General features: G+C 37.9%; 22 protein-coding genes, 1 pseudogene and 1 riboswitch. Of the genes and pseudogenes, 7 read left to right on the forward strand and 16 right to left on the reverse strand.

Going from position 1 to position 18,203, the window contains the following annotated elements; translation table 11 throughout:
• Positions 1–39 precede the first annotated feature (39 nt).
• Positions 40–363 carry a hypothetical protein gene (locus MF646_RS08505; protein WP_250096068.1) on the reverse strand — a complete coding sequence of 108 codons (324 nt, stop codon included), beginning with the start codon at positions 361–363 and terminating at the stop codon, positions 40–42.
• Between the two features lie 203 nt (positions 364–566).
• Positions 567–2,315: a BCCT family transporter gene (locus MF646_RS08510; protein ID WP_250096069.1), complete on the reverse strand. Its 1,749-nt coding sequence runs from the start codon at positions 2,313–2,315 to the stop codon at positions 567–569.
• A 297-nt stretch (positions 2,316–2,612) separates the two neighbouring features.
• Between MF646_RS08510 and MF646_RS08515 the strand changes: the two genes are divergently transcribed.
• From MF646_RS08515 to msrB, 3 genes are all read left to right on the forward strand, one after another.
• Positions 2,613–3,089, forward strand: coding sequence for a hypothetical protein (locus MF646_RS08515; RefSeq protein WP_250096070.1), 477 nt, complete (start codon positions 2,613–2,615; stop codon positions 3,087–3,089).
• A gap of 72 nt (positions 3,090–3,161) precedes the next feature.
• The gene (gene msrA / locus MF646_RS08520) at positions 3,162–3,692 is read left to right on the forward strand and encodes a peptide-methionine (S)-S-oxide reductase MsrA (protein ID WP_250096183.1); all 531 of its coding nucleotides are present in this window, start codon (positions 3,162–3,164) and stop codon (positions 3,690–3,692) included.
• Entirely contained in the window at positions 3,685–4,119 is a 435-nt protein-coding gene (gene msrB / locus MF646_RS08525) for a peptide-methionine (R)-S-oxide reductase MsrB (RefSeq protein WP_250096071.1), read from the forward strand. Before msrA ends, msrB begins: the two co-directional genes overlap by 8 nt.
• Positions 4,120–4,308: 189 nt before the next feature.
• On the opposite strand, the gene MF646_RS08530 is transcribed toward msrB, so the two are convergent.
• Entirely contained in the window at positions 4,309–4,494 is a 186-nt protein-coding gene (locus MF646_RS08530) for a hypothetical protein (RefSeq protein WP_250096072.1), read from the reverse strand.
• Positions 4,495–4,721: 227 nt separating this feature from the next.
• On the opposite strand from MF646_RS08530, the gene MF646_RS08535 reads away from it, so the two are divergent.
• The 3 genes from MF646_RS08535 to MF646_RS08545 are packed head-to-tail and all read left to right on the forward strand — an operon-like array spanning position 4,722 to position 6,433.
• Positions 4,722–5,453 carry an alpha/beta hydrolase gene (locus tag MF646_RS08535; RefSeq protein ID WP_250096073.1) on the forward strand — a complete coding sequence of 244 codons (732 nt, stop codon included), beginning with the start codon at positions 4,722–4,724 and terminating at the stop codon, positions 5,451–5,453.
• Positions 5,454–5,481: 28 nt separating this feature from the next.
• Positions 5,482–5,997, forward strand: coding sequence for a YjcG family protein (locus MF646_RS08540; RefSeq protein WP_250096074.1), 516 nt, complete (start codon positions 5,482–5,484; stop codon positions 5,995–5,997).
• 7 nt (positions 5,998–6,004) lie between these two features.
• Positions 6,005–6,433 (forward strand): GNAT family N-acetyltransferase, encoded by a 429-nt coding sequence (locus MF646_RS08545; protein ID WP_250096075.1) that lies wholly within the window; start codon positions 6,005–6,007, stop codon positions 6,431–6,433.
• Between the two features lie 76 nt (positions 6,434–6,509).
• On the opposite strand, the gene MF646_RS23405 is transcribed toward MF646_RS08545, so the two are convergent.
• From MF646_RS23405 to MF646_RS08600, 12 genes and pseudogenes are all read right to left on the reverse strand, one after another.
• Positions 6,510–6,854, reverse strand: a complete 345-nt coding sequence (locus tag MF646_RS23405) for an MTH1187 family thiamine-binding protein (RefSeq protein ID WP_338035485.1) — start codon at positions 6,852–6,854, stop codon at positions 6,510–6,512.
• A gap of 78 nt (positions 6,855–6,932) precedes the next feature.
• Positions 6,933–7,619: pseudogene (locus tag MF646_RS23410) on the reverse strand (DUF1385 domain-containing protein); the annotation flags it as partial.
• A gap of 17 nt (positions 7,620–7,636) precedes the next feature.
• Positions 7,637–8,236, reverse strand: a complete 600-nt coding sequence (locus MF646_RS08555; RefSeq protein ID WP_250096077.1) for a hypothetical protein — start codon at positions 8,234–8,236, stop codon at positions 7,637–7,639.
• Positions 8,237–8,387: 151 nt separating this feature from the next.
• Positions 8,388–9,191, reverse strand: a complete 804-nt coding sequence (thiD, locus tag MF646_RS08560) for a bifunctional hydroxymethylpyrimidine kinase/phosphomethylpyrimidine kinase (protein WP_250096078.1) — start codon at positions 9,189–9,191, stop codon at positions 8,388–8,390.
• Positions 9,192–9,232: 41 nt separating this feature from the next.
• The gene (gene thiO, locus MF646_RS08565; protein ID WP_250096079.1) at positions 9,233–10,342 is read right to left on the reverse strand and encodes a glycine oxidase ThiO; all 1,110 of its coding nucleotides are present in this window, start codon (positions 10,340–10,342) and stop codon (positions 9,233–9,235) included.
• Positions 10,343–10,362: 20 nt separating this feature from the next.
• A complete protein-coding gene (locus MF646_RS08570) occupies positions 10,363–11,142 on the reverse strand; it encodes a thiazole synthase (RefSeq protein WP_250096080.1) in 780 nt (259 codons plus the stop codon).
• A 1-nt stretch (position 11,143) separates the two neighbouring features.
• Positions 11,144–11,341 (reverse strand): sulfur carrier protein ThiS, encoded by a 198-nt coding sequence (gene thiS, locus MF646_RS08575; protein ID WP_250096081.1) that lies wholly within the window; start codon positions 11,339–11,341, stop codon positions 11,144–11,146.
• Positions 11,342–11,348: 7 nt separating this feature from the next.
• The gene (gene thiE / locus MF646_RS08580) at positions 11,349–11,975 is read right to left on the reverse strand and encodes a thiamine phosphate synthase (RefSeq protein WP_250096082.1); all 627 of its coding nucleotides are present in this window, start codon (positions 11,973–11,975) and stop codon (positions 11,349–11,351) included.
• A 57-nt stretch (positions 11,976–12,032) separates the two neighbouring features.
• A riboswitch (TPP riboswitch) is annotated at positions 12,033–12,140 on the reverse strand.
• Positions 12,141–12,204: 64 nt separating this feature from the next.
• Positions 12,205–13,323 carry a YqgU-like beta propeller domain-containing protein gene (locus MF646_RS08585; RefSeq protein WP_250096083.1) on the reverse strand — a complete coding sequence of 373 codons (1,119 nt, stop codon included), beginning with the start codon at positions 13,321–13,323 and terminating at the stop codon, positions 12,205–12,207.
• 288 nt (positions 13,324–13,611) lie between these two features.
• A complete protein-coding gene (aspA, locus tag MF646_RS08590) occupies positions 13,612–15,033 on the reverse strand; it encodes an aspartate ammonia-lyase (RefSeq protein ID WP_250096084.1) in 1,422 nt (473 codons plus the stop codon).
• A 170-nt stretch (positions 15,034–15,203) separates the two neighbouring features.
• Entirely contained in the window at positions 15,204–15,386 is a 183-nt protein-coding gene (locus MF646_RS08595; RefSeq protein WP_338035486.1) for a YqgQ family protein, read from the reverse strand.
• Positions 15,387–15,415: 29 nt separating this feature from the next.
• On the reverse strand, positions 15,416–15,928 hold the full coding sequence (locus MF646_RS08600) for a hypothetical protein (RefSeq protein WP_250096086.1): 513 nt from the start codon (positions 15,926–15,928) through the stop codon (positions 15,416–15,418).
• 228 nt (positions 15,929–16,156) lie between these two features.
• On the opposite strand from MF646_RS08600, the gene MF646_RS08605 reads away from it, so the two are divergent.
• Entirely contained in the window at positions 16,157–16,561 is a 405-nt protein-coding gene (locus MF646_RS08605) for a YueI family protein (protein WP_250096087.1), read from the forward strand.
• Positions 16,562–16,661: 100 nt separating this feature from the next.
• Here the strand turns inward: MF646_RS08605 and MF646_RS08610 are convergent, their stop codons facing one another.
• Positions 16,662–18,125: a spore germination protein gene (locus tag MF646_RS08610; protein ID WP_250096088.1), complete on the reverse strand. Its 1,464-nt coding sequence runs from the start codon at positions 18,123–18,125 to the stop codon at positions 16,662–16,664.
• Positions 18,126–18,203: the final 78 nt, after the last annotated feature.

Consider the following 18,203-nt stretch of genomic DNA (forward strand, 5'->3'; position numbering starts at 1 on the left):
GAGTTTAAAATCATTACCGACTTAAACCCTCCTTTTCTCTTAATGTTTATTAAAAAAAGTTTTAACTTTCGATAAGTCATTGTTGCTTTTCGTGATCTTTTTTAACGACTCTTCAATGACCGGATTCGGTTGAACAACTTCTTCCTCTAAGTTTTGTGGCGTGTTATTATGCTTAAAGTCCTCTTCACTTACACTTTTGTTTTGATTCTCAAGAAACTTCTCTACCTCTGATTGAATTTCCCCAACAACTTTCTTTACTTTTTCTTTTTCCTCATCTGATAAATCAGATACTGGTTTCACATTATGCTTGCTCAGAACTTTTTTCACCATTATATCCATAAGCTCTTGCTGATAATTGCTCATTATGATGCTCCTCTCTTTCTTTCGTTTATAGCCGAATGGCATTATTAGAATATGATACAAGCGGATGCAACGTGTTAGACTGTAGCGGAGTTTATCTGGAATTGATCAGTATTGACGGGAAAATAATTTTAAAAAAGGTGTTATCCAAAAAGTATGATTTCTACTTTTTGAACAACACCTTATTTTAAAATGACTTCTTCTATTTATTTCTTGTTATCTTGTTCAATCTCTAACTCTTCTATTAGATCTTCTTTTATTTCTTCTTTCATCCCATCTAACATTTCTTCTTTCATTTCTTCGATCACTTCTTCTTTCATTTCCTCATACATCTCTTCCTTCATTTCTTCCTTCATTTCTTCCATAACTTCTTCTTTCATTTCCTCATACATTTCTTCACGAATCTCTTCTTTTATTTCTTTTCGGTTTTTCTTACGACGCTTTCTGCCTTCCAGTTTATAATCTCTTCCTAGCATGATTAATACCGAGATGATCATTATTGTCATAATGATAGCAAAAGGAAGTGCTGCAATAATTGATGCTGTTTGCAGTGCGCTTAGGCCACCACCACCGCTGATTAAGAGTACAGCAGCTGTCCCTGCAATTAAGACTCCCCAAAGCATTTTGGAAAATAGACTAGGGTTTAAACTCCCATGAGAAGTCATGGCTCCCAAAACATACGAAGCCGAATCAGCAGATGTTATAAAAAAGATAAGAATGAGAATTACTGCGATGAAGCTTGTAATTGTGCTTAAAGGCAATTCACCAAGTGTAGCAAAAAGTGCTAATTCTACATTATTCATTACAAGATCTCCAATTGGAGCGGCACCAGCAATTTCTAAACTTAATGCTGTTCCACCGAAAGCCGTAAACCAAATAATGGCTAAAATTGATGGTACAACTAGCACACCTGCCATGAATTCACGGATTGTACGGCCGCGGGAAATTCGAGCGATAAAAATCCCCATAAATGGAGCCCAAGCAATGTGCCACGCCCAAAAGAAGATTGTATTTGTTCCAAGCCACGCACTTTCAATAAATGGGGTCATTGTTAAACTCATTGAGGCAACATTTGTAATATAACCACCTAATGTTGTCACAAAGCTCTCTGCAATAAATAACGTTGGCCCGACTATGATGACAAAAAGTAATAGGATAGCCGCAACAGCTAAGTTAATATTACTTAACCTTTTAATCCCTTTATCTACTCCTTTAGCCGCAGAAAACATAAAAAGAAATGTAACAATAGCAATAATTATAACTTGAGTTGCCACTGTATTTGGCACAGGAGAAATATAGGAAAGCCCCCCTGTGATTTGCAGGGCACTTAAACCAAATGTTGTAGCAACACCTGTACAAGTTGCAATGACAGCTAATATATCAATCGACTTTCCTAACCACCCATGAACTCTTTCACCAATAATTGGGTAAAAGGCAGAACTAATTAATGCAGGACGATCTTTTCGAAACTGAACATATGCTAATGTTAATCCAACAATAGAAAAGATTGCCCACGGATGCAGAGCCCAGTGAAAAACAGCATATCTTAGTCCAGCAACTGCAGCCTCTGGAGTTTCAGGTGTAAATCCACTAGGTGTATCAAAGTAGTAAAGAACTGGTTCTGCTACTCCCCAAAAGACAAACCCTACACCAATACCCGCTGCAAAAAGCATTCCTATCCACGAGTACCATGAATACTGCGGCTTCTCACCTGGTTTTCCTAATCGCATACTCCCAAGTGGGCTGATGGCTAAAACAATAACAAATAAAACAAAAAAGGCAGTGACTAACATATAAAACCAACCAAAATTATCTAGCATCCAACTGAGACCGTGGCCTGCTGCTCGGTCAAGTGAGCCTGGCGATACCGCTCCCCACAGAACAAATAATCCGACTATTATAGCTGATATGATAAGAACAATACCTACTCTTTTCGATTCATTAACTTGATCCATAGTAACCTCCTATACAAAAACTCCAAAATTTCAAGTATATAGCTAACAGAATATATTACCCAAATTACATAACGCGTTAAACCTGTTTTTTAATTACTCTTTGTTATATCCACATATACTATTCTTTTGTTTTCAAGGAAATAACAATAATTGTAAATCCAATTTGCCGTTTAGAATGCTTTTCTATAGATATACTAAAAAAATATTACATTTAACTTATACAGGGTTTATGCTTCCTTACGTTTTTCACTTTTACTTGCTATAGCAAAAATTGTAATAGTAGAGAGGTCGTTGCTAATGGATAAAGAAAAAAGGGCGGAGATTATATTCTGGAGTATTGCCTTTCCTGGATTTGGTCAATTCCTTAACAAAAAATATGCAAAAGGATTTTTATTTGTCATATTAGAGTTTATCGTTAACGTTCAAGCAAGATTAAATTTAGCAATCATCCCCAGTTTCCACGGATTAGGAGAAGCTGCTAATGCCTCTGTTAATTATCAATGGATTATGTTCTATCCTTGTTTATATTTATTTTCAATGTATGATGCATACCGCGATGCTGGTGGGGAACATATACGATATGCCTTTATCCCGTTTGTAGTTTCTGCTTACGCCGGAACAATTGGTGTAGTCTTTTCCTCTACAATGGAAATTTTCGGAAAAGTCGCTGGCGTTATTTGGCTCCCTATCCTCTTTCACTTAGGTGGATATCTTATTGGGTTAATCATAAGAGCAATTATATTAAAAACTGTTAGAGTTAATCCCCAAACATAAACTCTAATTATTTTCTTACGGAATAATTAGTTGATATAATATTAATCAAGGAGGGGAATTTAGTTGGAGCACATGACTAAAAAAGCAACATTCGCTGGTGGATGTTTTTGGTGTATGGTAAAGCCATTTGATCAGTATGAAGGAATAGAATCAGTTATTTCAGGTTATACGGGAGGTTATACCGAACACCCTACATACGAGGAAGTTTGCTCTGAGACTACGGGGCACTTTGAAGCAGTCCAAATCGTATATGATCCGACTGTTTTCACATATGAAAAATTATTAGAAATTTTCTGGCAACAAATTGACCCAACCGATCCTGGAGGACAGTTTTTTGACCGAGGAAATTCTTATCGAACAGCGATCTTTTACCACTCAGACGAACAACGAAAACTTGCGGAAAAATCAAAGAAGTTATTAGAAGAAAGTCGAAAATTCCCCATTTCAATTGCAACACAAATATTACCAGCAAAAGCGTTTTATCCTGCTGAGGAATATCACCAAGATTACTACAAGAAAAACCCACTTCACTATGCAAGATATCGCAAAGGATCAGGTAGGGAATCATTTATTAACTTACATTGGAGGCAAAATGATGAGTGAAGAAACGAAAGAACAATTAAAAAAACGCCTAACACCGATGCAATATGCTGTCACGCAAGAGAATGGGACAGAACCGCCTTTCCGTAATGAATTTTACAATCATGAAGAAGACGGTATATATGTCGATATTGTATCAGGTAAACCTCTATTTAGTTCTTTAGATAAATATGATGCTGGATGTGGTTGGCCTAGCTTTACCAAGCCAATCATTGATGAAGAAATAATTGAAAAAGAAGATTTTAGTCATGGGATGATTCGAACAGAAGTGCGTAGTAAAGAAGCAGATTCACATCTCGGACATGTCTTTAATGATGGTCCAGGTCCAAATGGACTACGCTACTGCATAAATTCAGCAGCATTACGTTTTATTCCAAAATCTAAATTAGAAAAAGAAGGATACGGCTTGTATCAAAAGTTATTTAAATAAATAGCGAGAGAGAGGTTGTCTCATGTGATCTGTCCCAACCAAAGGTAAGTTTATATCTTTTCATTTGAGTACACATATTTTGTCTGACCTAGTGGGCTGAAACTTGATTTTAACACAACCTCTCTTCCTTATTTACCAGCATGATACCTCCCTAAATCAATCTTCCAGAAAATAATCCTCTTAAATTATTTACACAATTTCGTCGTACGTATATCGGACTACATATTTGTCTGTTCGCAATTTCTTTATTTCTACAAGTGGGCCAATTTCATAGCCATTCATCCAATTGTCTTCAATTTTTGCTTTCACACAACCAGCTTGAAATTTAGACCGGAATACTTGTTTATAGTAAATCCATCTTGGAATTTTGGACATTCTCACTCATACCTTTCTCAACTTTTCTATATAGTACAAAATATTAAAGAACTATACAATTTGTTCGAACTGTAAGTTCTTATTATCTTTAACATTTTTTAGGTGAATAATCCTAGATGACATCTCCTTTAATGAACCCAACTATTATTTGAATCCCTTAGCATAGCATTCTGACCTATCATTAGGTAAAATAAAAAAGGAATTCTAAAGGAGAGGAGTTGAGTCATTTGAGCAGAAGATCTTTAGAAGGCAACATAACAGAAACAAGCATTAAAAGCGCAGAGTTGCAGGAGGAAATATCATTACTCATTTATACTCCACCTAACTTTACACCATTACAAACGTATGATGTACTAATATGTCAAGATGGAAACGACTATTTTCAGCTTGGGCGACTCCCAAGACAAATTGAACATTTAATAAACGAAGGGGAAATAAGGGAAACGATTGTTGTTGGCATTCCTTATCCATCAGTAAGCGAACGGAGAAAACGCTATCATCCAAATGGAGAAAAAGTTGAATCTTATATACGTTTTTTAGCAAATGAAGTGATACCATTCCTTGATAAAACGTATCCTACTCATCAACTTGCCTCATCTCGAACGTTAGCTGGAGATTCTCTTGCTGCAACAGTATCTCTTTTAACATCTTTAAAATACCCTAGCCTATTCGGTCAAGTAATGATGCACTCTCCGTATGTTAACGAGTTAGTTATGCAAAACGTATCTACTTATAACAAGATAGAGAACATTGCGATTTATCATGTTATTGGAACGAAAGAGACAGCTGTAAAAACAACAAATGGACAAACGCTAGATTTCGTAACTCCAAATCGGCAGTTACAAGCTATATTAAGAGAGAAGCCATTTGCCTATACTTATGAAGAATTCGATGGGGATCATACATGGACATATTGGCAAAAAGATTTACCAAGAGGATTAATCACGTTATTATCATAACAAACGATCACAGAAGGAGGATGTAATTATGAATTATGGAATTGCTTTGTTTCCATCTAAAGAGCTTCAAGATCATGCTAACTCTTATCGCATGCGCTATGACAGTCATTATTCACTAATCCCGCCACATATCACTTTAAAAGAAACATTTGAGGTGCAGGAAGAAGAGCTTTCTTCAATCGTCTCTACTTTAAGAGAAATTGCCAATAATGCAGAACCTGCTTTTATTGATATATACAAAGTAGATACCTTTTACCCGCAGTCGAATACAATTTTCTTTAAGATTCGTGAGCATGAGTCGTTATCATCCTTGTATAAAGCTTTACATGAGAATCCCTTTTCTTCAAATGAGAAATATGGATTTATCCCTCACGTAACTATAGGGCAAGACCTCTCAAGTCAGGAGCACTCCGATATTGTTGGGCAATTAAAAATGAAAAAAATTGAACATCAGGAAACGATTAATCGAATGCAGTTGCTTTATCAATTAGAAAATGGTTCATGGACCGTATATGAAACATTCCACCTTGGAAAGGAAGTATAAATTAATAATGGAAGTCGTTAAAGTTACAACAAAAGATCAGCTAGAAGATGCATATAACATTCGTACAAAGGTGTTTGTAGACGAACAAAATGTACCAATAGAAGAAGAAATTGACCAACATGAAGAAGAGGCAATTCACTTTGTTGTATATAGTGATGCGGACAAACCAATTGGTGCGGGTCGTCTTAGGTTCGTTGACGGTTACGGCAAAGTTGAACGAATATGTATCACCAAAGATGCTCGTGGTACTGGAGCAGGACGGGAACTGATGGAAAAGATTGAGGAAACCGCTCAATTAAATGGGATTGGCAAAGCAAAGCTAAATGCGCAAATTCAAGCACAGGAATTCTACAGTAAACTAGGCTATGAGACGATTTCAGGAGAATTCCTAGACGCTGGTATCCCTCATGTGACCATGACAAAATCATTAAGTTAACGAAAAAAAGAAGCGACTGAAAATGGTGATCATCCCATTTTCAGTCGCTTCTTTTATAGTTGTAATGGTTAATTTCTTATTCTTTATGATGTACAGGTTCTATCTCTGTCTCAGCTTGACTCAAGTGAGCTTGGACCGCTGCCACTTTCCTAGCCATGGTTGACTCCTTATCACGACGGTCATCAATTCGGATATTCGTTGCTACTCTCTGTAAACCATGTTTAAATGGTACTTCGTGTATCGCTTGAATGACATCAAATAAAACAGGAAGTTCTCCTTCAATTAGCGTACTCATCGGTGTTAGTTGGTATGTTATTTTGCCTTCGTATGAATGTAATACCTCTTGTATTTCCGCAACATACTTGCTTACACTTGGAGTTTCTGTTCCAATTGGAATTACGGTTACATCAACAATTGCCATATGCCTTTCCTCCTTCTTGCGTTTTGGACGTATAACAGTTAATCTCTCAGGAAATTCTTGTGCTGCAAGCTTACGATATGATTCAATTGAAGCTATCATATGTGAACGCTCTGGCTCCATTGTTGTCACATGAACTTGCAGCCAATAAGAAGTCGAAAGAATTACCTTTTTTATCATTCCAAATCCTTTTATATCCATAACTTTTTGTACGATCGGAACTAACAAAAGACTACTATAGGATGCCATCTCGATTGCCCAAGTTACTTTGCCAGTCATCCCTGCTAGAAGCATTGAAAGGAGTAAAACACTTAAAAAATAAATGACAACAACATTTGTTGAGCAATAACGATTTGTGATGCTAGCCCTTCCTATTTGGAATATTCGAGCCCTTCGAATTACTCCCTTATCACTAAATACTTTATGTTCAGCCCCATGGTATTTTCTAAGCTGTCTTGGAAATAGAAAATGAGTACCAAACATGTAATAAAACAAAAAATAATACGGCAGTCCTTCCCATATTGTAGGGTACCAAATGACTAGTAGTTTTGGAACAAAAACCAAACCTAAATAAAAAAGTGTTAATGCTTTAAACCATAAAGGCATAGAGCAGATAATTTGCTTCATCATAACGACCATTGTTGCTGCATTAACTGGTTTAAGCCAACTTTTTAACCGTCCGTTCTCATGATACGCGCATGCGACATGTTGTTTCCCTATATAAAAAATACCATTTTGATAGGAGAGCCCTCTGATCTTCACGCACATACCTTCCTTCTGTCATATTACTCTTCCTTATGACTAATTCTCAAATCCCAATGAGGTACATTGGCTGCTCCAGTAAAGGTTGGTGATGACAATAATGCATCTGTCTTTTCAAGAGGTGCATGCTCTGTCCACGTATGAAGAAAGGTTAAGACTACATCTTCTCCTTCTATTTCCTCACCCGTAACATTTACTCGTAAACGGCCTACATTCCCATAACTTTCATGTTCTACAATTTTATTTGAAAAAGGAAAAATAATCCCGTTCTCTACGACGGTTCCTTCCGATTGTTCAATAGTTCGATCAGCATACAACAGTTCAAGCAATGCTTCTTCTATCTCGATATCAGTACGTGGTGTCATCGTCTCTCTCTCCATAATGACAATTCCAATATAATCTTCTCCATATAAACCTTCAGCAGGCATAACAGTCCAATCCCAATTCGCTGCTATTTCTACCCCTCGCTCTGTCTTTGTTGTCTCCAATTCCAATTCAATAACATCTTGTAATTCTTCATTCGTGATGGCTTCAGATCCTTGGAGAAACTGATATCCTCCAAACAGCATGACAACCGCTAAAATAGCTGGCAAAATTAATACTGGTTTATTTCCACGAAACATAAACTCTTTCTTCCTTCCTATGTGTAAACAAATCAATTAAAGGTACTACTCAATATACTAAACGATCCATCAGCATGAGTAAATGGATAAGTAGATAAACTATAAAAAGGTTAACTCAAAAGATTTTATCCTTTTGGGTTAACCCCTGGTTTTAATTAGAATTATACCTAAATGCTGCATGATTTGTCGGTCCAATTCCGCTCCCAATATTTAATGAATGGGATATTGCAGCAGTGATATAGGCTTTTGCAGTCTCTGTTGCTTCTTTTATATGTGCTCCCTTTGCTAATTCTGCAGCAATGGCTGCAGCAAATGTACAACCGGTACCGTGCGTATGTTTCGTATCAATGCGTTGTACTTCAAGCTCATGAATACATTTTCCGTCAAATAATAAATCAACAGCAGGTCCATCAGTTAAATGGCCTCCTTTTAATACCACAAAGCTAGGTCCAAGCTTATGAAGATCAATTGCTGCCTGCTTCATTTCTTCAAGTGACCTCATTTCTGCTCTTCCTAGCAATTTAGCTGCCTCTGGTAAGTTCGGAGTAATAACCGTTGCAATCGGTAGTAATTCACTTGTAAGTGCCTTAACAGCTTCTTCCTGAAGAAGTGAAGCCCCTCCTTTTGCGATCATTACTGGATCTACTACAATATTTTTAACGTCATACTCTTTCAACTTATTAGCAACAAGGGTAATAATGTCCGCAGAGAATAACATTCCCGTCTTAACTGCATCTGTACCAATATCAGATAATACCGCCTCCAGCTGTGCTTCAATTGCTTCTAGCGACTGTGGAAACACACCATGAACTCCAAGTGTATTTTGAGCTGTTAAAGCTGTAATGACACTCATACCGAATGTGTGCAATTCTTGAAATGTTTTAATATCTGCTTGGATTCCAGCCCCACCACCACTATCTGATCCTGCTATCGTTAACGTTTTTGCTAAAGTCATAGAAAGACTTCCTTTCTAAATCTATTTGTCCCATTCAACTATTACGTAAATCGTTCAGGCTTACAAGAGGAAAGCGGTGTGTATGCTTCCTTTTCATCTAATAAGTCTGCAACCGCTACAGCTGTAATTGGGCTTAATAATATTCCATTTCGATAGTGTCCTGTTGCAAAGACAACATGTGGTGCTGCCTCAAGTTTCCCTATAAGTGGAAACCCATCCTGAGTCGCAGGACGTAATCCTGCCCATGTATGGAAAGGAGTCATTTCACCTAAGAAAGGAAAAACGTGCTTATTCCAATTTGTTAGTCTCTGTATGCCTTTTTCTGTAACATCCGTTTTGAAACCTGCTATATCTTCAGAAGCTCCGTTAACCAACGTTCCATTCCCCTTTGGAACAAGATAGCCCTGACTTGTATAGACAATATGCTTGACATGATTTACAGGTACATCATACGCGCAAATTTGCCCGCGAATTGGATAGACCGGAATACGAACTCCAAACACTTCCTCTAGCTCACTAGACCAAGCACCTGAACATACAATTAAACGATCTCCTGTAAATTGACGGCCATCTTTTGCTCGCAATGTAACCGATTGCTCCCAATCAACAACTGTCACTTGTTCAAGTTGATCAACTACATTCACACCGTTCAGGCGGCAGGCAGCTTCAAGTGCCTTTACATAGTCAGGTGCAAACACGTGACTTTCTTCTGGATAATACATTGCCGCTTTGATATCTTTTGAAAGTGTCGGTTCCATTTCCCATAGTCGACTTCCAGATATCAATTCAGTTTCTGCTCCCCATTCACGTTGCCAAGACTGCCTTGTTTCAAGTGCGAGAACATCCGCATCATGATAAACCGCATGAAGACTTCCGCTCTCCGAATATTCAAAGTCCATTTTTGAAACATTCTTTACATCGCTTTGCCATTGTTTATACATCCTTAAACTATCTAAACATAATCTAAAAAAGTCATCTGGATCTTCACCAATTTCTGAATAAGGAGCAAGCATCCCGGCTGCAGCACCAGATGCTTGTCCTCCACAATTCGTTTTCTCTAATACTGTTACATCATAGTTACGTCTGCTAAGCTCAAATGCAGTTGCTAGACCTATGACGCCCCCTCCAAGAATCATTACTTTCTCTTGCACATGTCTCCCCCCTGCTCTTACTACTTTGAAACGAATGCTTGTAATCCACTACTTGCTGTAGCATACTTTTTCTTCGGAATTCTCCCTGCTTCGTAGGAGAGTCTCCCTGCTTCGATTGCGTATTTCATCGCTTTAGCCATCTTAACTGGGTCCTTGGCCTTTGCTACAGGGGTATTCATTAATACACCATCTGCACCTAATTCCATTGCTTGTGCAATATCCATCGCAGAACCAAGACCTGCGTCGACAATAATAGGAACATTTGCTTGTTCAATAATGAGCTCTAAATTATATGGATTTAGTATGCCTAATCCCGTTCCAATCGGAGCACCTCCTGGCATTACTGCTGCTGCCCCGGCTTCCTCTAATCGTTTACAAAGCACTGGATCATCAGAAGTATATGGCAAAACGACAAATCCCTCTTTCGCCAGTACTTCTGTTGCTTTTAGTGTTTCAATCGGATCAGGCAATAACGTTTTCTCGTCTACACTGATTTCTACTTTAATCCAATCACTTAAGCCTGAAGCCTTAGCCAATCTTGCAATTCGAATTGCCTCTTCTGCTGTTTGGGCACCCGATGTGTTTGGTAAGTAGGTAAACGACATCCCTTCTAAATGTTGTAAAATAGCATCTTCATTCGGAGCTCCTAGATTGACTCGTCTAATAGCAAAGGTCAACACCTCAGCTTCGGATGCCTTAATTGCTTCATTTTGGACAAATGGATTTGGATACCTTCCCGTCCCAAGAAAGAAACGCGAAGATAATTCTTTTCCTGCAATCGTTAATTTATTTTGTTTCATCTCAGCCACCTCCAACGAATTGAACAAGTTCAATTCTCATGCCTTCTTTTAGTTCAATCCCTGACCAATTGGTACGTTCAATAATCTTTCCATCTACCTCAGTTACAACAAGATGTGGTTCGAGTTCAAAATGCGACACCACTTCTTCAAGGTTGGAAACGTCTACGTGATGTTCTTCCCCATTTATAATTAAACGCATCTACTATTCACCCTTTTTCAGCTAATATTTTTGTGAATTGCTGACAAACACCTTTTACATCTTTTGCACCAACAATTTCAGATATCATACAAATTCTAGTTGCACCTGCATCTAGTACTTGGTCTACATTGTGCAATTTAATTCCGCCGATCGCTACAAACGGAATATTGATCTCTGCAACAACTTGCTTAATATACTCAGTTGTAACAGGATCGACGACATCCACTTTACTATTGGTATGAAAAATCGGCCCAACACCAATGTAATCAGCTCCACCCGCTTCAGCCTCGCGAGCTTCCTCAATTTTGTGAGTGGAAAGTCCGATGATTTTATCTTGTCCCATGATCTTCCTTGCTTCAGCAAGGGGCAAATCATCTTGGCCAATGTGTATGCCATCAGCATCAACTGCAAGAGCAACATCAATGTGGTCATTTACAATAAACAACACATCATGCTTTCTTGTTAATTCACGTAGTGACTTTGCTTTGTTTAGCACATCTCTTTTGCTACTCGTTTTATCTCGTAACTGAATAATATCAACACCACCCAAAATGGCTTCTTCCATTACTTCTACAAGGTCTCTGCCTTGGTGAAATTCTTCGCCTGTAATCGCGTATAACTTAAACTCTCTCATGAGTAACCCACCTTTTTATACATAAAATCGAAAAAAAGCCGCATCCGAACATACGGAATACGGCTCAGATGACTTCCCTACGCTGGCGTGATCCAGATCAGGTATGAGGGTAAAAGGATAACCTTTTTCTCAGTCCACTTATTGTGGACACCCCTAGTCTATAATACATACTAGTTATACAGTTATTATGACATACTGACCAAAAAAAGCAAGAGGTGAAGTTAACATCTTATTCTTCTAAAAGAGGAATAGACGCCCCTTCAGACAAGTCCATAACCGTCTCGAAGCGATCTCCAAAAAGCAAGAAAGCCCCCCCAGGTGAAATATGAATTGGAACATGCCTTTCTAATACAGTCAGCTTTTCCTCAGCATCTTTTTGGATATCGTAAGCAACCAATTCAAAACCATCAGTGTAACTAAAGAAATCACTACTATATTGTGGTCTTAAGTAGTAGAAGATTCCATGTACATCATCATAAGAGTAATAAGGGATCCACCATTGTTCCGAATATGTGTTAAGAATCGGCATTTCGATATGCCTATAAGCATTTTGCTCTTCATAAAACGTGTATGTGGAATATAGGTCATATACAGATTCCACTGTTACAGAGAGCGAGAGACCATCCGGGAAACTCATATATGCAATTACAGCATCCTGCCATTTTTTCACTTCCCCACTATTTACATTGACTTCATATAGAGGCGCTTGAAAATTAGGTTCGAGTTCTTCCCATTTTAAATACCCGACATCAGTAGCCGAAATCCATTGTACATAGGACTGTTCCAAATTGATGCTTCTCACTTTCGTTTCAGATACATCAACTACATACGTTTCAAAATCCCAATCTGGTAAAAAAGCAATCAAAATAAACGTATCAAGTTTATATGGATTCCAGTATGCAGTATATTCTTCGCCGTAATCTTTAATCGTCTGCCTTATTTCACCATTACGGTCAATAATAACTAAGTGAGCCTCATTTTCTACCGTTATCTGCGATATAGCAAATAAAGAGTAATCTGCATTAGCACGGACCTCTGTAATCCATCCGCCCACCTCAACAAAACTTGATGACTGTCCGGTAGAAAGGTGATGTTTATAAATACTTGAACGCTCCTCTTGTTCTTGCAAATACAAAACAGTATCATCGTCATACCAACCTATAATTTCCGTTACAACATGTTCGTTTTGTATAGGTGCAATCTCAACCCCTGTAAAGAAAGAAGTTGAGATATCTCGCTTAATTGGTTGATATTCGAAACTTCTTGGTAAGGGTTGACTCTCTAACGGAGCTTGGGTACAGGCTGAAACCATAAAAAGAATCCCAATAATATATGCAATTCGCTTCATCTTTCCCCTCCCTCTCTTTTAGAAGCCACTGAAAAAGGTGAAAATCGACCTTTTTCATTGCCCCCTCTTTTAAGCACTTTAGTCTATAGTATTAGACGAAAATAACCCCTTAGACGTTTCAATTTTTTTACACAAAAAAGAAAGATGCCTCACATCTTCCGGACTACTAAATTACTACATTATAGCAGAAAGAGAGATTTTTGTACTATGTTTTAGTAAAATAAAAATAGGCACTTAAAAAGGGAGTTATACCTTTTTAAGTGCCTTCTATACATGAGTCAATGAATCTTACATTTCACCATCTATAAACCTCGAGCCTGCAATTCCAGGATTCGTCATTTCCTTTGGATCGAGAATTTCATTCAATTCCTCTTCCGATAAAATTCCTCTTTCAAGACAAATTTCTCTAACTGGCCGATTGGATTGAATTGCTTCTTTCGCTACCCTTGAAGCTACCTCATAACCTACATGAGGATTAATTGCTGTTACAATTCCAACACTTCTTTCAACCATCTGACGGCAATGTTCTACATTAGCAGTCATTCCCTCAATAGCATATTTCCTAAAAACACTTATTCCATTTTGTAAAATTGAAAAGGACTGCAATAAATTAAACACCAAGACGGGCTCCATGACATTAAGCTCTAATTGACCAGCCTCAGAAGCCAAACTTATCGTATGATCATTTCCAATGACTTGAAATGAAATTTGGTTTACAACTTCACACATAACAGGGTTTACTTTCCCAGGCATAATGGAAGAACCCGGCTGTCTTGGCGGCAGATTAATTTCATTAATCCCCGTACGTGGTCCAGAACTCATTAAACGTAAGTCATTGGCCATCTTCGATAAATTAATAGCCATAATTTTAAGAGCACTTGATACTTCCGTATAAGCATCTGTATTTTGTGTTGCATCTACTAAATCCTCTGCAGTTTCAAATGGATAACCTGTAATATCTGCTAAGTAATCTGCTATTTTTTTAATATACTCGGGTTTTGCATTTAGCCCCGTACCCACTGCTGTTGCTCCCATATTCACTTCATATAAATGCCCAACAGACCTCTCAATTCGACCAAGGTCCCGACTGAGAACACGCTGATAAGCGCCAAATTCTTGTCCAAGTCTAATTGGTACTGCATCTTGCAAATGCGTGCGACCCATTTTTAGAACATCATCAAACTCTTTTTCTTTTAACTTTAATGCTTGAATCAATTCAGATAGTTCTTTTGTTAATCCATCAGCTAATCGGAGAGCAGCTATGTGAATCGCTGTTGGAAAGGCATCATTTGTCGATTGTGCCATATTCACATGCGTGTTAGGGCTAACTCGCATATATTCGCCTTTTTTGCCACCGAGTATTTCAATTGCCCGGTTTGCAATAACTTCATTTGCATTCATGTTAAATGAAGTTCCTGCTCCGCCTTGTATTGAATCAACAATAAACTGATCCAAAAATTTACCATTTATAATTTCATCCGCCGCTGTAATAATGGCGTCTGCAATATTCACTGTTAGAACTCCAACATCGCGGTTTGCCATGGCAGCCGCCTTTTTTACATACCCAAATGCACGAACTAACTCAGGGTGTGGCGGGTAGCCTGTAATGGGGAAATTCTCCCTTGCACGCATTGTTTGAATTCCATAATAAGCTTCCTTCGGTACTTGCTTCTCTCCGATTAGGTCACGTTCCGTCCGATATTCTGACATTCACATCTTTCTCCTTTTTCGATGTTTACTTCAAATAACTAATACGATTGTCCTTTTATCCTATGTAATCAGCCTTCTAATGTGAACGTTTTCAACGGATACCTCCTTCTTAAAGTCTTTCAAGGGAGTTAATTGCACTACAATTACTCCCTATATAAAAACGTTCATGCTTATTTCAGTAACCTAGTTTCATTTCGCAAGATAAGAAGACCTTGCTGAAACGTATCAGTATTAATCATCTTCCATTCATACAGCTCTCGTAATTCATCTTCCATTAAGGCAAGATCTATAGAGCGATCACGAGTATAAACGATTGATCCATGTTTTTTTAACAACTGTCTTACATCATACATCGTTTTCAAAACATTCACCTCAAAAAACATTATAACAGCTTTAGAACCGCTACGAAAAGAAGCCAAACAAGCGGTGTGAAAGAGATGAACGAATGTCGCCAAAAAACTTGACGTATTTGCATTTGAACAAATACACCCAACCCTAATGCTGCTGTAAACAAAAATGAAGCTGCAATAGTAAAAAGCGTTCTAAATTCAAGTAAGCCCCACTCCATTCCCATTAAAAAGAACAGCAATGCTAAAACTAAAATTAAAACTTTATCTTCTGGGTGAAAAAAACCAAGTGTAGGATGAAAACGACTAAAACAAGCCACAATAAACAAAAGAGATAATATCGATAAAAGGATTTCAATAAATCGTACACCAATCCATCCTGATATCAATATTCCAGTTATCATACCAATGTAACATAAAAACAAGAAAAATAAAGAAAATAATAAGAGCTGAATTGGTCTTATCGGATCACGGGGGGCAGTTAATAGACCTCCTATTGTCAGGCCGATTGTAAAAACAAAAATCATAATAACTAATATAAACCACATAAAAAGCACCGTCCTTTTTTAAAGCCACTGAAAAGGTGTATTAAACCTGCTCAGTACCTCGAATTAAGCAATGTCCCTTTTGGGCACAGTTCCTAATTGACAATTTTCGTACAGCTGAAGACTATTTTATTTTGAAATTTCCTCTTGTGCTATGATATGTATACAAAACAAATTTAAGAAGGACAAGATAAAACTTGTTCAAGTATAAAATGAAATGAGGAGCGGAAGATGGAACAGAAAGTAAAAGACATCATTGATCGAGCCCTTTATGGAACTCCGGAGATTAAACCAGAAGAAAGAAATTTATTTCTATCGACTATTTTGGAGAGAATTCATAAAGCCTTGACAAAAAAGCAAGTTATTCAGAAAGGAATGTATTCAGAAGTCATTCAGTTAATGAAAGAAAAAAGGAATCTGCACTTGTTTTTAAATGGGAAATTAAGTTACAGCAACTACTCAAATTATATTCAGGAAGCGAGCAAGGCAGGTATTCGTTTTACAATTGTAACACCGCAAAAGGAAACACCTTTTGGTCTCGTATTAGCAGATGAGTCAACAGCAATTGATAGCAACGATATTTTTGTAAAAGATGATTTATATGAGTTAGATATGAATGAGTCGATCAATCTTTAAATTAACTAAAAACGGTAAGATGACTACAATTTTTTGGAGGGGATGTCTTAAAGGTCTGTTTCTGACCCTTTTGAGACACCCCCTCCTTTCTGGTCTTATATTATCTATCCGGATCATTTGGGTGGACAGCACTAGGGCGCTGTTTTTTTAACGGCATCGCTGTGCGGAATAATACATCTTTAAACGCAGAGCCATTGAATGGTAAAAACGGCCACATATAAGGGGTACCTAATGACCTTAAGTGGACAAGCATTAATAACCAAACCGTAATTCCTACAACAAATCCTGCCACTCCAAAAAGTGCACATGCAATTAATAAGCCTACCCTAACTAATCGATTTGCCAAACTCATTTCATAACTTGGCGTGGCAAACGTGCCTACAGCTGCTACCGCTAAATAGAGTACAACTTCAGGAGAAAAGACACCTACATTAATAGCAACTTCCCCAATTAAAAGCGCAGCGACCAAACCTAGTGCTGTGGCTAAAGCGTTTGGGGTATGTATGGCGGCCATCCTCAGCATTTCGATCCCTATTTCAGCAATTAGAAACTGAGCATACAAAGGAACGGTACCTTCTTCCTGCTCTCCAATAAAGTTTAATGCAGCAGGAGCAAGCCCATCATTTGTAGCAAGTAAATACCAAAGAGGCAATAAAAATATTGAAGCCCAAACAGCGGCATAACGAACTACTCTTAAACTAGTCCCAACAATTGGCTTTTGGCGATATTCTTCTGCGTGCTGCATATGATGCCAAAAGGTCGTTGGAGCAATCATTACACTTGGGGAGCCATCTACCATAATTATGACATGCCCTTCAAACAAGTGACTAGATGCAACATCAGGTCGTTCCGTGTAACGAACCATTGGATATGGGTTATAATGATGTCCAAATATAAATTCCTCTATCGTTTTATCCCCCATAGATAACCCATCTGTATCTATTTTCTCTAGAGATTCTTTTATGCTTTGCACATATTCTTGGTCAGCAATATCAGCAATGTACGTAATAGCTAGATCTGATTTAGAACGACGTCCAACTGAAACATATTCAACTCTCATCGTTTTGTCGCGTACTCGCCTTCGTATTAAAGCAGCATTCATAACAAGCGTTTCGACGAATCCATCTTTTGAGCCACGAATGACTTTTTCTGTATCCGGCTCCTCTGGACCTCTAACAGGGTACTCTCTCGTATCGATCAAAATGACCTTGTCTATCCCTTCAACAACGAGCGCAGCAGGACCTGCTAGTATTTGATCAACCACTTCATCTAAATCATCTGTTGCCTCTATTTCTGCATAAGGAATATGATGCTTAATTAATCGTTCTAATGGTCTTTCAGCTAAATCGGAGTCTCTAATCCGAATTAACTCACGTTGAATTTGAGTAATGGCCTGATCTTTGCCAAAACCATCTACAAGAAAGAGCGACATTTCTCTTTCGCCATGTTCTAACTCAAGATGCACTAAATCAAAGCTCGCATCGACCGCTAACTCCTTTTTTAGAAACTCAACATTGTCTTTGTAAATAATTGTGACAGGGTTTTTCACTTTATTTGTACTCACGTGTCATCACCTCCCATTCCCTTAACATTATTTGCTTCTATATCTATTTCCATTCATGACACATGCATAAGAACGAAT

Source organism: Halalkalibacter alkaliphilus, assembly GCF_023555415.1.
Lineage (GTDB): Bacteria > Bacillota > Bacilli > Bacillales > Bacillaceae_D > Halalkalibacter > Halalkalibacter alkaliphilus.